The sequence below is a fragment of the Phytohabitans maris genome (genome assembly GCF_031085175.1).
GTDB lineage: Bacteria > Actinomycetota > Actinomycetes > Mycobacteriales > Micromonosporaceae > Phytohabitans > Phytohabitans maris.
On the sequence record NZ_JAVHUY010000007.1, the window covers coordinates 45,610 to 59,711 of the forward strand.

The following is a 14,102-nucleotide window of genomic DNA, read 5'->3' on the forward strand; positions in this document are numbered from 1 at the left end:
TCGTGCTGAGCGAGTACGCGGACGTCAGGCCAGTGCGGCAAGCCGCTCGAACGCGCCCGGACCGGGACTCCCCTGCCCCTGTTCGTACTCATGCACTATCGCGACGATCTCGCTGTTCAACGGCGTTGCCAGCCCCAGCCGCCGCGCCGTGGCGACGATTCCACCGTTGATCACGTCAACCTCGGTCGGCGCGCCTCGTTCGAGATCCTGCAGCATCGATGCCTTCGTCGCCCCAACCTGTGCCATGACGGCATTGAGAGCAGCCGTGGCGGCCGGGACGTCGGCGGGTTCGCGGAGGACCAACTCGGCGGGACGGGTGCCGAAGATCTCGTCGAGACTCACACCTAGCCCTGCCGCGACGCCATATCCCTCTGTCCAGAGCCGGAGTGCGACGTCGCGTGCGGTCCGGTCACGCGCCACGTCGCCGTACAGCACGCCGCCGACCGTGCCCAGCCCGGAGAAGGTGCTGTTGACGAGAAGCTTGCTCCACACCTGGCCCAAGATCGACGGCGATACACGCGTCCCAGGAGCGGCGTCCTGGAGGATCTCAGCCAGACGCGTCACACGTGTGGATCGCGCCCCGTCCCTCTCGCCGAGCGTGAACGGAGCCGCCGTCGTCTGCCGCAAATGGCCGGGCGCGACATTCGTCGCTCCCCACCCGACGATGCCGACGACAAGCCTCTCGGGGCCGACGATCTCCTCGACCACGTCCTGCACAAGACCGTTTCCGAGCGACACGTAGGTGTCGGAGACGTTCCGAGTGACCAGCGGTGTGAGGGCGGCGTCAAGGTGGAGCGACTTGAGCGTCACGAGGACGTAGCCGAACTGACCGTCGAGCCGCTCGGGTCTATCGACCGCGGGGATCTGGACCCGGCACCGCGTCCCTAACAGGTCGAGGACAAGGCCGGGGCCGTTCATGATGTCGACGTGGAAGCCGTTCGCGTCAAGGACGGTGACGTCGTGTCCGGCACGGACAAGGCGGCCGGCCGTCACTCCGCCAATGGCACCACCGCCCACGACCAGGATGCGCTCGTTCATGCCGCGAGGTACACATTCGCGTTCGTCTTCAGCGGTGGGCAGCCGCAGCTCGTGCCAATTCGCAACTGGTGCGGTCGGATACTCGTCTGGACCGCTCTGCGCCCGCCGTTGATCCGGTGGATGAGCATCTCCACCGCCACCTCCGCCATCTCCCGTCGTGGCTGACTGACGGTGGTGAGCTCGGCGAGGGGCGAGGTGCGCGGGAAGAGTCCGTCGAAGCCAGTGACCGCGACGTCGTCGGGCACCCGTGATCCGGAGGCCCGCAGGGCGCTGATAGCACCGGCGGCAATCGCGTCGCTCCCGCAGACGAGGGCGCGGGGGCGGGGACCTTTCGCGAGGAGGTGCGTGACCGCGCGATGCCCCCCATCTTCAGTGAGGTAGGTGTTGATCCGCCGCGCACCGACAAGCCGGATCCCACGCCGCTGCGCAGCCTGCAAGAAGCTGTCGGCGCGCGCCGCGGAGGCACTTGAGTTGCGAGGTCCGGCGATCACCGCTACATCGCGATAGCCATGGTCGGCGGCATGCTCCATGATCGCCGCGGCGGCCGCCGTATCGTCGATGCCGACGAAGTCAGCCTCCAGGTGCGGGATCCGGCGCGACAGCTGTACGAACGGTATGCGTGCGCTCCGCAGCCAGCGGACCACATCGCCGTCGTCCGAGTGCAGCACCGTGACGACCACGCCGTCGACCTCGCGGGCCACCATGGCCTTCAGGACGTCGCTGAGGGCGTCCGGCCGCTCCTGTGTGTGGGCGAGAAACACCTCGTATCCGTTAGCCCGGGCCGCGTCGATAACGCCGGCCGCCACCTCGGTGTAGAACGGGTTCGCGATGTCCGTGAGCACTAAGCCTATAACTGCCCTACGCCGGCATCTGAGTTGATCAGCACGCCTACGCGTGGTATGTCCTAGTTGCTCCGCAATAGACAGGATCCGCTCGCGCATCGCCTCGGAGACGCCGGCACGGCCGTTCATAACATAGGAAACAGTTGCGGGCGAGACTCCAGCAGCACGCGCGACGTCAGCGGCGGAGACCCGCAAGGACCGGATTCCGTACCGCTTCGTCGGCATCTGCGCCATGTCACCTCCCGGGGCCCTAACCGCGTGGAAGACACGAACGTATGGCGGAACACGTGGATTAAGCAACGTTAAGTTGAGGGGCATCGCCGGGCAAGCAACGAGGGCTACCCAGGGTCTCCTGTGCTGCCCGCAGAGCACCTACGCACCGAGCCGCTGACCACCCGCCGATGGCGGACGCCTCGGTTTGTGTCGCGCCGGGGCACGTCGAGCGGGCCACCCTGCCGCAGTAGACACCTCCCTGTTTCTCCTGGCCAACCGGCGTGCCCGAAGTCATGCAGTGACTCAAGGTTCGCGGACGCGACGCCAACGGTCGCGCAATCGCATCTGACCAAAGAGGCGAGCGTGTCCCGATCTTCGTAGAAGTTGAGTGGGCGGTCCCCCCACCTGAGTCCTGCCTGGTGGTAGGTCTCGGGTGATCCGCCAAGAACACCTGAAGGAAGGGGACCGCTGTGAAGACCGTACCGACTCTGCGTGTGGTATGGAGCACCGACGCCCCGGCCGAGTTGGCTGGGCTGGGCGTGGTTGATCTGCCGGCCGAGGTGCAGCTCGCGCTGGCCGATATCGGCGCGGTGGCGCGGGAAGGGCTGCTGGCGATGTGTTGCCGCTGGGATGGCGGTGATGCAGGCGATGTTCGACGCTGAGGTCGCCGCGGCGTGTGGGCCGAAGGGCAAGCATGATGCGGACCGGGCCGCGTCACGGCATGGTCGGGAGAAGGGTTCGGTGGTGCTGGGCGGGCGTCGGGTGCCGGTGGTACGGCCGCGGGCCCGCACGACGGATGGGCATGAGGTGCCGCTGGCCGCCTATCGGTTGTTCGCCGGTGAAGATCAGCTCACGCAGGTGGTGATGGAGCGGATGCTGGCCGGGCTGGCCACCCGCCGGCATGTCGCGGCGGCCGAGCCGGTCGGTGCCGGAGTTGAGGAAGTGGCATCGGCGACGAGCCGGTCGGCGATCTCGCGCCGGTTCGTCGCCCAGACCAAGACCGCCCTGGCGGGAGCTGATGGCCCGGGATCTGGGGCCGCTGGACGTCAAAGTGTTGATGATCGACGGAGAGCACATCGCCGACCACTGCTGCATTGTCGCCTTGGCGATCACCGCCGACGGCAGCAAGGTTCCGCTCGGGTTGTGGGAGGGCTCCACGGAGAACAAGACCGTCGCCCGGCACCTGCTCGCGGACCTGGTCGACCGTGGCCCGGACGCCGACGACGGGCTGCTGTTCGTCATCGACGGCGCGAAGGCGTTGTCGGCGGCGGTGAACGCGGTGTTCGGCGCCAAAGCGGCGATCCAACGTTGCACCGTCCACAACCGACGGAACGTCGCCGAGCATCTGCCCGAGACCGAGCGGGCCTTCATCGACGCCAAGCTCGTGCGTGCGCTACACAACCCGGACGCGGCCGCCGGGCTGCGTGACGCCGAGGCCCTGGCCACCTTGTTGGAGCGCAAGCATCCCGGCGCGGCCGCCTCGCTACGCGAGGGACTGCCCGAGCTGTTCACCGTGGCCCGGCTCGGCATCACCGGCACCCTCGCTAAGACCTGACCAGCTCGAACCCGATCGAGTCGATGATCTCCACCGCCCGCGCCACGAACCGCGACGTCACCCGCAGGCGGGACGGGCAGATGGTGCTGTGCTGGACGGCCGCCGGCATGGCCAACGTCCAACGCTCGTTCCGCCGCGTCAAGGACTACAAGCAGATGCCACAGCTTGTCGCCGCGCTGCACCGACACGCCCACCCCCCGCACCGCCCGAACCACAGAAACTGTCGCCGCTGCAGCACAACATCAGACCGGATCGCCGCTCAAATTCCACGACCCCCGTGACACCCTCCGCCAGAGAGATCAATCAGCTGTCCCGTCTCAGTCCGGTTGGCTTCCGACCCGGCGTCTACCTGGCGTGGGACAACGTGGATGAGACGAAGATGGGGCACGTCCCACTGGAGTTGGCTCGTCGCTGCTGAAAGCCCAAGTTGTCTCAACGAATGTGGCGTGGAACGGGGTCTCGGCGACCGGCGCAGCGTGCCACGTCGGCCCGCCGCCAAGAGAACTAGGGCCTGTCCTGCGGATCATGGTCGGGTACGTACCGTAGCCAGTCGAGAGTTTCGGCGAGGTCGAGGACGGCCTGGTAGTGGGCGCCGAGTTTCTCGAACCGGGTAGCGACGCCTCGCCAGTGCTTGCGGCGGCCGAATCCCCGCTCGACGTGGTCTCGGTCCTTGTACGCGGTCGCGTCGAACGTCGGGGGCCGACCACCGCGGTGGCCTTTGCGATGCCGGTTGGCGACCTGGTCGATCTTCTCCGGGATTACCGCCTTGATCTTCCTGGCCCGCAGGGCCGCCCGATTGGCCTTGGACGAGTACGCCTTGTCCGCAGCCAGCGAGTCGGGACGCTTGCGGGGTCGCCCGACCCCGCCGGGCGTGGCACAGACACCTTGTCCAGCAACGGGATCAACTGCTTGGTGTCGGCAGCCTGGCCAGCAGTTATCAGCGTGGCGAGCGACCGGCCGCACCCGTCGGCCATAGTGTGGACCTTGGTGGTAAGACCACCCCGGGAACGGCCAATCCCTTGGCGTGCCTGCGATTGCTGCGCAGTGAGCCCCCCTTACCGGCACCAGCGGCATGTTGATGGGCGCGGACCACCGTGGAGTCCGTCTGCACGTTCCAATCGATGTCATCGTCGGCCTCTGCCAGAGCCAGCACCCGCTGCTTCATCGCCTCCCACGTGCCGTCCTTGGCCCAGCGACGCAGCCGCTCATGCGCGGTCTTCCACGGCCCGTACCGCTCCGGCATGTCACGCCACGGTGAGCCGGTCCGTTTCACCCAGCAAATACCGTTGATCACCTGTCGGTGATCACGCCACTGCCCACCACGGACAGCCTGCCCAGGCAACAACGGTTCCAACACCTCGTACTCGGCATCAGTCAGATCGAAACGAGCCACGCCGTATACAACGACCCACCCACCTCCAAGATCCGCAGGACAGGCCCTAGTCCACCACGCCGGGGATACACCCCTACCGATCAACAACCCGCCCGGACTGCCGCACCCTCAGACGGGACGCGTGGCCTCTGGCGTCAACAGTGTCTCGTAGTGGGCGGACCGCTCGTCGAACCGTGCCAGGACGGCCCTTGCCTCGGCCGGGACATGCGCAACCTCATAGTCCGGGCCGACGAAATCCCGGACGACGTCGACCGAGTCGAACAGCATGATAGTGGAGAACTCGACCTCGCCCCCGGCGAGCGGACGCCGAAGCAGATAGGCGCCGTGGTAGCCGGCGAGCTTGCGCTCAGCGATGGCGGGCAGGACGCGCGTGCTGACGATCGACTCGTATACGTCGGCATTCTCGGGTGTCGTCCACCCCCGCCAAATTCGAACGATCATGCGCTCACAATACAGGCGCAGACAGGCAATCCACGTGGTGATCATCAAGCCGCTGAAGCGGGGGGTCGAACGGCTTGTCGGAGCACCGGCCGGAGCGCTCGTGCCAGATTCATTGAGACGCGACCCCGAACCGGGTCAGCTACATCGAGACAGATGCCAGTTCACGTGGGACAGGACACGTGTCGCGGTGCGGCGACAAAGCGATCCGCGACGCAACGGCGGCGCCGCCAGCGCTTCGCGCGGCTACCTCACCAACTCACGATTCAGTGTGTCTAGGTCAGGGTGTAGACGTCGATTCCGCGGGCGCCTTGTGGTACTAGCATGACGGTGCCGTCGTTGCTGACGCCTGCTGCGGCGACTCCTACGCCTTGGCGGGTTTTCTCGTGCGGGGTGAGCGTGCCCAGTAGTTTCCAGTCGCTGGTGCGCCAGAGGTGGACCTGTTGGAGGTCGTGGCTGACCGCGAGTAGGTACTGGCCGTTTCCGGACCAGCGTACGTCGGTGATGGAGCCGTTCGGTCCGGTCAGCGCGGTGACCCGGCGCAGGGTGACGGGGTCCCACACCTCGACGCCGAACTCGTTGATCCCGACGGCTACCAGCGTGCCGTCCGGGTTGTAGGTGACCATTTCGGCGTCGCCGCTGTCTGACCGCATGCCCATGCTGCTTACTGGGGTCGCGTCGGTGTAGCGGCGGATCTCGAACAGCGGGCCGTCGTCGTGGGCGAGGTCGAACCAGCTGATGGCGAACGTGTCGCCGTGCGGTGAGAGGCTGACCGAGCCGACGCTGTACTTGTTGCTCAGCGGCGCGGACGGGAGCAGGTTGCGGACCACGCTGCCGTCGTTACGGATCAGGACCGCGTTCAGCCGGGATTTGACGGCCACGGCTGAGCCGGTCGAGTCCCAGGCCGGAGTGTCCCAGACCACGCCCGGGCCGGGCTGGGCCACGGTGTGCTCGCCGGTGTCGGCGTTGAACAAGTGCAGCCGGTCGCTGCCGATCTTGTTGCCGCCCACGACGGCGACCGTGGTGCCGCCGGGGTCCCAGTACACGCCTGGTTGGTTCAGGTAGCACCCCTTTTCGCCGGCGAGCGCGACCTCGAACCGGCGCACCAGCACCCCGTCCTGGTTGAAGATCTCCAGGCCGGTGTCGTCGCTGGTGACGGCGTACCGCGTCCCGGCCGGGTTCCAGACCGCCGCGCAGATCGGCCGCCCGGACAGTAACGTGCTCTGGTACGCATACACCGGCTCACGTGCTGGCAGGCTCGACGGTGTGGACGCCGGCCCCCGCGCCCAGCCCGGCAGGCCCGCGAGGTCCCAGCCCTGGATACCCGCGAAAGCGCCGGCCGCGGCCAGCAGTGTGACCACGACGAGGCCGGCGACCGCGGCGGGCCGGGCCGGCCACCGGTTCCGCCGCCGACCGGCGAGGGGTATCGCGCCGGTCGGCGGGGGCGGGGTAGCCGGAGACGCCGGGCGGTCTGTGGTGTGCAGGCCGCCCTCGGCCACGACCAGTTCCGGCTGCTCCAGCATCGTCGGTGGCCGCTGGAACTCGCGGCTCAGGAGCGTGGCGACCAGCGGCAGCCGGGTGGAGCCACCCACCGGGAAGATGGTGTACGGGTCGGCGGCGTCGAGCCCGGCCCGATCGACCAGCGCCCGCGTGACACGCACCGTGCGCTCCAGCAGCGGGCGGGTGAGCTGGTCGAGCTGCTCGCGTCCCAGCGGCGCACCCTCGTCCACGCCCGGTATCCGGACCAGGACGGCCGGCGCCGTGGCGAGCAGCTCTTTGGCGGTACGCACGTCATCGAGCAGCTGCCAGCGGGCCTGCCGCTGCTGTGCGGTGGCCGGCCGCAACAGCCCCCGCAGGTGCTCGCCGGCCCGCTGGGAGTAGCTGGCGGCCAGGTGCCCGACGATCCGGTCGTCGATGTCGACGCCGCCGAGGTCCGCGAGCCCGCCGGCAGCGCAGACGACGAAACCGCCGGCCTCCCGCCGGACCACAGCGGCGTCGAACGTGCTGGCGCCCAGGTCGTAGACCACGGCGTACGCGCCCTGGGCCACGTGGGCCTGGTGGACGGCGACGAACGCGGCCGCGGCGGCCACCGGCTCGGCGACCAGCCGGACCCTGCCCCAACCGACCCGGCCGGCGGCGTCGAGAAGCGTCTGCCGCCGGGACGCGCCCCAGGTCGCCGGGTAGGTCAGCACCACCTCACCGATCGCGGCCCCGCCGGTGACCCGCGCGGCCTCGACAGCCACCTGCCTGTACGCGGCCGCGACCGCGTCGACGACCGGCACGACCCTGCCGCCCAGCAGCAGCACGCCCTCGTCGATACGGCGTTTCGGGTACGGCTCGAACGCGTCCGGATGGAACCGCGCCGCGTACAGCGCCGCCCGCCCGACCACCAGCGTCCCAGCCGGCGTCAGGCACACCGCGGACGGAAGCTGCGGGTAGCCGTCGACCAGCAGCAATCTGGCGCGCCCACCCGGCTCAGCGAGCATCGCCACAGTGTTCGAGGTGCCATAGTCCACGCTGAGCCGAAACACTCGCCCGCGTCCCTTTAACGTCCGCACGTCGCCTGACGTCGCCTTTGTCGGCGCCGGCACCTAGTTTATCCCCGCTGTCGATACCGTCGGCGAACCATAGCGCCGCCGTGCGCAGTGGACAGACGGCGCTACCGTGTGCGCGTGGCGTCACACGAGGTGGACATCGTCGCCCGGCACGTGCCGGCCGGCGAGGAGGTCCTTTTGGCGTTCTCCGCGTACACCAGGATGGGGCTGGGTCGGCGGGTCGTCGGGGTGACCACCCGCCAGCTCGTCGTCGTCAAGAGTGGGTACATGTCGCTGAGCGACAAGGGACTGCTCTGGGCGGCGCCGCTGACCGAGATCGCGCTCAACGACACCTACACGCGCTGGCACACCAACGGTGTGTACACCGGCAACGCCTACGTGACCATCCAGCGGTCCGACGGCAGCACCACCACACTCAACCCGCGAAGTAGCTTCTGGGGTGGGCGGGGCTCCGCCGACGACAACATCGCCGCGCTGTACTCGGCGATCCCCAGCCGATACTGACAGCCTGCCCGCACCCCTTGGCGGCCACCGCGTCAGGTCCTCGGCCACGACGGCGGGCCAAAGGCTGCCCAGGATAGCCAGACCCACACACCACCGGACGCGCCGGACTTCGGCGGTCTGCGCCGCGTTGAGGTCTCCGGTATCGATTGCGTGGTGCTCGAGATCTCCGAGCCCCTGCGAATGCGCTGTGCAGGCCGGTGATCGCGCCGACATCCTCGAGCTCGTGACCCATACGCTGCTTCGTGCGCGACAACGTGGTGTCGAGGTCGGGGCGGAGGACTACGTAGGACACCGGCAGATGGTCTCGTTCCGCGAGCGCGCGAAACGGCGGCAGGAACCACGGCCCGACCATCCCATCGACCACGACGTTATAGCCGCCGCGGGCGAACGTCGCGACGGTGCCGACGATCGCTTCATGACCACCTCGTTCTGCCGCTGCGCTCCAGGCAGGAACGGAAGGACGAATCCCGTACCGGATCGAGCGGTAGAACAGGTCGGTCGTCAGGTGAACCGTTGGGACGCTCGCGTTGGCGGCGAGAAGTTCAGCCACGGTCGTCTTTCCCGCGGCGGGCGGTTCGGTCGAAATGATCACTTCGTTGTTCACGAAGCCAGAAGGTAGTCGCATGACCTCGTGAGAAACAGTCTTGTCTTTCGGCCCGGGTTCAGCCGCCCCACTCAACTACCGCTCGATGCCGGTGGAGGATCCCTGCCCCTTCGGCGTCCGCTTTGTCGCATCCAGTGCGCTCGGATTCCGGCCACGAGCCGCCGCGACCAAGCTTGTGACTCACAGCTTCGGCGGCCCAGGACGCCAGCCTCTGGGCAAGGGCAGGTCATGGCCATCTGGCCGAGCTGGGTGCCTCCCTGACGCCCGTTGATGCACCGGACACGGGCCTGGATCACAGTCGGCCCCAGCCCGCGCTGGTCAGCCGGCCGGCTGTTGGCAACCCTCATCTGGATCGGACAGCGGGGCTACGCCCGGTGCCGTCCTATGCCTTACGCGCGACCGCCCCGTACATGGCGATGTCTTTGTCCGCGATCCCTGGGGGCTCGGAGCCGTCTGGGCGCCACTTGTGCACCTGGACCAGCCCCGGCTCGACCAGTTCCACGCCGTCGAAGAATGACAGTGTGGTGGCACGGTCGCGGAAGATGAGGGTCTCACCGAGCCTGTTGTACTCCTGTTGGACCTCGGCCAGCGGGATCGGGTCGAACTCGTCGGTCGCGATGGACATCGCCAGGTAGCTGCCGGTCGGTAGCACGTCGAGGATCTGTCGTACGACCCGTAATGCCTCCGCGTCGTCCTCAATGAAATGCACGACGGCGATCAGCAGCAGCCCGACCGGCTGATTCAGGTCGATGGTCTCTAGGAACTCCGGCGCGGAGATGATCGCCTGCGGGTCACGCATGTCCGCATCGACGTAGGCCGTGCGTCCCATGGCTGTCCCCACCAGCAGCGCACGAGCGTGGACGAGTACCAGCGGATCGTTGTCGGTGTAGACCACATGTGCGGTCGGGTCAACCGACTGCACAACCTCGTGCAGGTTCGGTGAGGTCGGCAGTCCGGTGCCGATGTCCAAGAACTGCCGGATCCCGCACTCGGCCGCCAGGAACCGCGCCACCCGGTGCATGAAGAACCGGTTGGCCTGCATGTGAACCCGCAACGCCGGCCATATCCGCAACGAGTTCTCGCCGGCCTCACGGTCGACGGCGTAGTTGTCCTTACCACCCAGGATGTAGTCGTAGATCCGCGCGCCGTGCGCCACATCGGTTCGCAGCTTGACCCTGGGGCCGTCCTCGTCACGAGCTTCCACCGAGAGGGCCTCCGTCAGACGATGTCGACACTCGCGCAGGCGAGCCTACACGTGCCACACGAGATCCACCGATTCCGCCTGGCACGTGTAGCGACTATCCGGTTAGGAAGATCGGTCTCACCATGCGAGGCACAGGTCAGCCAGCCGATACGCGCAGCCGTCGATCGAATCGGACACCGGTTCAGCCGTCGCCGGTGCCGGGCTCGTCTGGCGGCAACACGCTGCCGATGGTCAACGCCAACCAGTTAACGATGTCGCTGGCTGGCTGTCCGGCGGCCTCGCTCAACCAGCGCATCAGCAGCGAGGTCACCAGGGCGTGAGCGCCGTACTCGCGGCTACGCACCCGGTTCACGTCCTCCATCGCCGCAACGAGACGATGCAGATCCTCGACGGTCGGCGGGTACGAGATGGTGAGGTGAGCTGGTGCGTGCGGACGTCGTCCACCTCAACGATCAACGCCAACCGCTCCGGAAACGGCCGATCGCCGGGCTCGGGGAGCACGGTCAACGCCCGTAGCCACTGGTTGAACAACTCCCGCGTCGGCAGATCGCTAAGACCGGCCACCGCACCCCCACCTCCCGCCGGGACGTTACCAGCGCACCAGACGGCCCCGCGGGCGTCGCAGAAGGCGCGGAACGTTCCGGGCATCCCGTGCGGCCGCTCCAGAACAGCGTGCGAACGTTGTTCCGACCGGACAGCCGAAACGGCGAAGCGGCCGGCCTTCCGCTTCCTCGTTCCGCTTCCTTCCGCCGGACCCGGCCGGGGCGGAAGCGGAAGCAAACCGGAAGCGGCGCGCGCCGCGCCGCTCCGGGGGTGTGGTAACGCTCATCGACCGCTACCAACCAGCGCTACCACGCCGCTACCAGTGTTCTCGCCAGCTTCTTTCCGCCCCACCACTCCAGCTTGTTCTGGCTCCACCGCGCTGACTCCAGAACCTCTTGGCCCCACACCGATGTCGATGTCGAGCGGCGTCATCGTGGCCCCACCGCATCGCGCGGATCGGGGGCCGAACATCTGCCGCGCCGACCTCCGGCCGACTTGCCACCGAGTCCTGGTGCCCAGCGCCGCTCGGCAGCGCCGTACGGCGGCCGGTTCGGCCATGGTCGAGTTGGGCCCGCAACCGCCCTGGTGACCATCCCGAATCACGGGATGGGGTGGGGCCGAGTAGAGCTGGAGTTTCCATCGACGCATTGACATGCGGCATGCTCGGTGGATCCAAGACTTCCTGGAGTAGTGGGGCCAGATCTACCTGGTGAGAACACCGCTACCAGCCACAGTGTTACCCGAAGCGATGCCGTCAACCCCGTAACGCTGGCGCTAACCCCGTAGCCGTCGGCTACGGCGGCCCGTGCCGCCCGCAAGACTCCGGCCCCCGGACAGGCCGGATAGGGTGGACCGCGCAGCGAGGTGCCAGCCTGGGGCTGGTCCTTTTCCGCGCGGCCTCCCTCCGAACCGGGCGGACGCGTTTCCGAGTACCCGGCTCTCCGGTGATTACGACGTGAGCGGTGTTGGCGTTGCGTGGATGAGGTCGTGGCAGGCGTTGCAGACCACGAGGGTCTTGCGGCGCTTGTTTGCCATGGTCTCAGCTGAGGTGGGTGCGGGTGAGCATGCGCCAACAGTTGGCGAAAGCGCGCTCGTCGGTGGGCCAGGGGTAGTCCGGTGCGGCGCGGCGGGCCCAGGTACGCAGGGTCAGGTCGCCGGCGGGGTAGAGCGCCCAGTCGTTGCTCCAGTCCGCCACCGCGGCGTGCGCGGTCCATTGGCCGACCCGGGGAATGCGGCCCAGCTGCTCGGCCAGCCGCGGCGGCGGCAGGGTCTGCCAGTGGCGGCCGTCGCGCAGGTAGCTGTTGGCGGCGTCCCGCAGCAGGCCGCGTTTGGCGGCCAGGCCCACGGCTGTGAACTGGTCGGGTGTCAGGTCCAGGACGGCTTCGGGGGTCGGGAACAGCCAGTAGTTGCCGCCGGGTAGCCGCAGCCGCTCGCCGTGCGCGTAGCAGAACTGGCGGTACAGCCTGGCGGCGTGGGGCGGGCGGTGCATCTGCGCGATGGCTGCCGCACCGAGGGCGTCCCACAGGTTGCCGGTCCGAAACCGGGCCACCGCGCCGAGGCCGGCCAGGCTGGCGGCCAGCTGCGGCAACTCGTTGAGCACGTGCGGTGGCAGCCGGAACACGGTATAGGCGGGTTCGAAGGCGGCCGGGGCCAGCTCACGCAGTGTGAACCCGGTCGGGCCGGTTCGTAGAAGCCAGCGGCCCTCGAACGTGACCAGCACCCGCACCTTGCCCCGGCCGTCGCGGGCCGGGATCCAGGCTGGGTGGTCGGTCATCACGAAGTCGATGTCGCTCATCGCTGCTGCGGTGCCTTTCTGGACGGCGGCGATCGCCGGTTTCTTGGCGGTGACGGTCTTGGCCAACCACCTGGTTCCGGTTCCGGTCGGTGGCCCGCCTCAGCACCACGACGAGCCAGTCGTGCCGCAGCTGCGACAGCAGCTCGTCGCCAGGTGGTGGCGGCGGTCCGCTACCGGTGGTGTCGGCTGCTGCCACGGCCTGCTGCTTGAGCGTCCTCAGGACCGGTGGGGTGGTCCAGATTTCGGGTTCTGGCTCCGGGTGGCGTGCGCCGCCCGGCTTCCCCCCTTTTTTGCGCCGGAGCCAGAAACCGGTATCGGTGGTGTTACACGTTCGGCGTTGTCAGCAGGCGGTCCCGCAGCCCGCCCAGCGCCAGGCCGGCCGCTTGGCTGGCGGCGTGGACGTCGTCGGCTTCGGCTTCGGCGCCTGGTAGGTACCGTTGATGGCCTGGTTGATCCAGTCGCGGTAGTACAGCACCGAGGTGTAGACCACCGGCCCGGCACAGGCGACCGCTGTCTGGCGGGAGGCGGTCCCGACCAGGTACCAGAAGGAGCGTGTGCGTGGCGCCCGGACAATGACCGGCCCGCCGGAGTCGCCGAAACAGGCCACGGTGTTCGGATTGTTCAGGTCGGCCACGCAGACTTCACCGGCGTCGATGGCCGCCGCCGTACAGTGCGACAGGTCCACAATCGCGGTGTCCAGTTCGGACAGATGCTGGGGTGCGTCTGGTTGGTTCCACGGGTAGGTGGTCCAGCCCCAGCCGGCGATCCGCGCCGGGCCTACCGGTATCCGGTTGAGCCCGGCCATCGGTGTCAGAATGTTCGGCATGGTGTAGACCGGCGCGGTGAGCCAGAGCACGGCGCTGTCCCCTTGCACCGTTCCCGGCGGGTTCGCACCCCAGGCCCAGCTCGGGTACACCGCCGTCTTCCACACCTGACGCACGACGCCGCCGGCCAGCCGGTCGTTGCTGTTGAACCGGATGTGGAAGCTGCCCGGGTCCTCCAGTACCGCGGTCGGGTATTCGGTGACGCAGTGGGCGTTGCTCACCGCGTGCCACGCATCCCACAGCAGCACGCCGCACTCGTGGAAGTTCGGGTTGTCCCCCCCCGCTGGTACTGCAGCGAGCCGAGCCCGCGATACACCTGGCTGGCCGGCCGGCCACCCACGATCATCGGGGACACCGTCCGGTCCGGCTCGCTCTACTCACCGGCCGCCGGCATGACTGCCGGCGGCGGATCGGCGGCGGTCGGTGCAGCCGCGGCGCCCGCGGGCAGCATCGCCACCGCCACAGCGACGATGCTCAACGTGCTGAGGCAGTTCCTGTTCACGGTCTTCCTTCAGGTTGAGGGACAAGGGAAATGTCGACCCGCCGCCGGTCGCGGCGGCGGGCTCTTACCGCCATCACGCGTCAAGTCCAAAC

The 14,102-nt window shown here is 68.3% G+C and carries 10 protein-coding genes and 4 pseudogenes; 2 read left to right on the top strand and 12 right to left on the bottom strand.

What is annotated here, in order from left to right; all coding sequences use genetic code 11:
* Positions 1 to 24: 24 nt before the first annotated feature.
* The 3 genes and pseudogenes from RB614_RS08980 to RB614_RS44265 all read right to left on the bottom strand — a co-directional run.
* Positions 25 to 1,038 (bottom strand): ketopantoate reductase family protein, encoded by a 1,014-nt coding sequence (locus RB614_RS08980; RefSeq protein ID WP_308711926.1) that lies wholly within the window; start codon positions 1,036 to 1,038, stop codon positions 25 to 27.
* Positions 1,035 to 1,880: a substrate-binding domain-containing protein gene (locus RB614_RS08985; protein ID WP_308711927.1), complete on the bottom strand. Its 846-nt coding sequence runs from the start codon at positions 1,878 to 1,880 to the stop codon at positions 1,035 to 1,037. The genes RB614_RS08980 and RB614_RS08985 overlap by 4 nt, the downstream gene beginning before the upstream one ends.
* A 66-nt stretch (positions 1,881 to 1,946) precedes the next feature.
* Positions 1,947 to 2,198 (bottom strand): annotated as a pseudogene (locus tag RB614_RS44265) (LacI family DNA-binding transcriptional regulator); the annotation flags it as partial.
* 365 nt (positions 2,199 to 2,563) lie between these two features.
* Between RB614_RS44265 and RB614_RS08990 the strand changes: the two are divergent.
* Positions 2,564 to 3,885, top strand: a pseudogene (locus tag RB614_RS08990) (IS256 family transposase); the annotation flags it as partial.
* A 267-nt stretch (positions 3,886 to 4,152) separates the two neighbouring features.
* On the opposite strand, the pseudogene RB614_RS08995 reads toward RB614_RS08990, so the two are convergent.
* From RB614_RS08995 to RB614_RS09005, 3 genes and pseudogenes are all read right to left on the bottom strand, one after another.
* Positions 4,153 to 5,041: pseudogene (locus RB614_RS08995) on the bottom strand (IS5 family transposase).
* A gap of 108 nt (positions 5,042 to 5,149) precedes the next feature.
* Positions 5,150 to 5,482 (bottom strand): antibiotic biosynthesis monooxygenase, encoded by a 333-nt coding sequence (locus RB614_RS09000; RefSeq protein WP_308711928.1) that lies wholly within the window; start codon positions 5,480 to 5,482, stop codon positions 5,150 to 5,152.
* A gap of 272 nt (positions 5,483 to 5,754) precedes the next feature.
* Positions 5,755 to 7,965 (bottom strand): Hsp70 family protein, encoded by a 2,211-nt coding sequence (locus RB614_RS09005; RefSeq protein WP_308711929.1) that lies wholly within the window; start codon positions 7,963 to 7,965, stop codon positions 5,755 to 5,757.
* A gap of 186 nt (positions 7,966 to 8,151) precedes the next feature.
* Between RB614_RS09005 and RB614_RS09010 the strand changes: the two genes are divergently transcribed.
* Positions 8,152 to 8,538: a hypothetical protein gene (locus RB614_RS09010; RefSeq protein ID WP_308711930.1), complete on the top strand. Its 387-nt coding sequence runs from the start codon at positions 8,152 to 8,154 to the stop codon at positions 8,536 to 8,538.
* On the opposite strand, the gene RB614_RS44270 is transcribed toward RB614_RS09010, so the two are convergent.
* From RB614_RS44270 to RB614_RS09040, 6 genes and pseudogenes are all read right to left on the bottom strand, one after another.
* The gene (locus tag RB614_RS44270; RefSeq protein ID WP_428982965.1) at positions 8,450 to 9,163 is read right to left on the bottom strand and encodes an AAA family ATPase; all 714 of its coding nucleotides are present in this window, start codon (positions 9,161 to 9,163) and stop codon (positions 8,450 to 8,452) included. The genes RB614_RS09010 and RB614_RS44270 overlap by 89 nt on opposite strands.
* Before the next feature lie 361 nt (positions 9,164 to 9,524).
* Positions 9,525 to 10,346 (bottom strand): SAM-dependent methyltransferase, encoded by an 822-nt coding sequence (locus RB614_RS09020; protein ID WP_308711932.1) that lies wholly within the window; start codon positions 10,344 to 10,346, stop codon positions 9,525 to 9,527.
* Between the two features lie 181 nt (positions 10,347 to 10,527).
* A complete protein-coding gene (locus RB614_RS09025; protein WP_308711933.1) occupies positions 10,528 to 10,707 on the bottom strand; it encodes a hypothetical protein in 180 nt (59 codons plus the stop codon).
* 1,221 nt (positions 10,708 to 11,928) lie between these two features.
* Positions 11,929 to 12,684 carry a DNA glycosylase family protein gene (locus tag RB614_RS09030; protein WP_308711934.1) on the bottom strand — a complete coding sequence of 252 codons (756 nt, stop codon included), beginning with the start codon at positions 12,682 to 12,684 and terminating at the stop codon, positions 11,929 to 11,931.
* Between the two features lie 340 nt (positions 12,685 to 13,024).
* Positions 13,025 to 13,759, bottom strand: a pseudogene (locus RB614_RS09035) (S1 family peptidase); the annotation flags it as partial.
* A gap of 122 nt (positions 13,760 to 13,881) precedes the next feature.
* Positions 13,882 to 14,010 (bottom strand): hypothetical protein, encoded by a 129-nt coding sequence (locus RB614_RS09040; protein ID WP_308711935.1) that lies wholly within the window; start codon positions 14,008 to 14,010, stop codon positions 13,882 to 13,884.
* Between the last annotated feature and the right edge of the window lie 92 nt (positions 14,011 to 14,102).

Bases quoted from the DNA above. Each gene is read 5' to 3' on its own strand.
- RB614_RS09025 (WP_308711933.1), bottom strand. From the start codon at position 10,707: ATGGAGGACGTGAACCGGGTGCGTAGCCGCGAGTACGGCGCTCACGCC.
- RB614_RS44270 (WP_428982965.1), bottom strand. From the start codon at position 9,163: ATGCGACTACCTTCTGGCTTCGTGAACAACGAAGTGATCATTTCGACC.
- RB614_RS09005 (WP_308711929.1), bottom strand. From the start codon at position 7,965: ATGCTCGCTGAGCCGGGTGGGCGCGCCAGATTGCTGCTGGTCGACGGC.
- RB614_RS08980 (WP_308711926.1), bottom strand. From the start codon at position 1,038: ATGAACGAGCGCATCCTGGTCGTGGGCGGTGGTGCCATTGGCGGAGTG.
- RB614_RS09000 (WP_308711928.1), bottom strand. From the start codon at position 5,482: ATGATCGTTCGAATTTGGCGGGGGTGGACGACACCCGAGAATGCCGAC.
- RB614_RS09030 (WP_308711934.1), bottom strand. From the start codon at position 12,684: ATGAGCGACATCGACTTCGTGATGACCGACCACCCAGCCTGGATCCCG.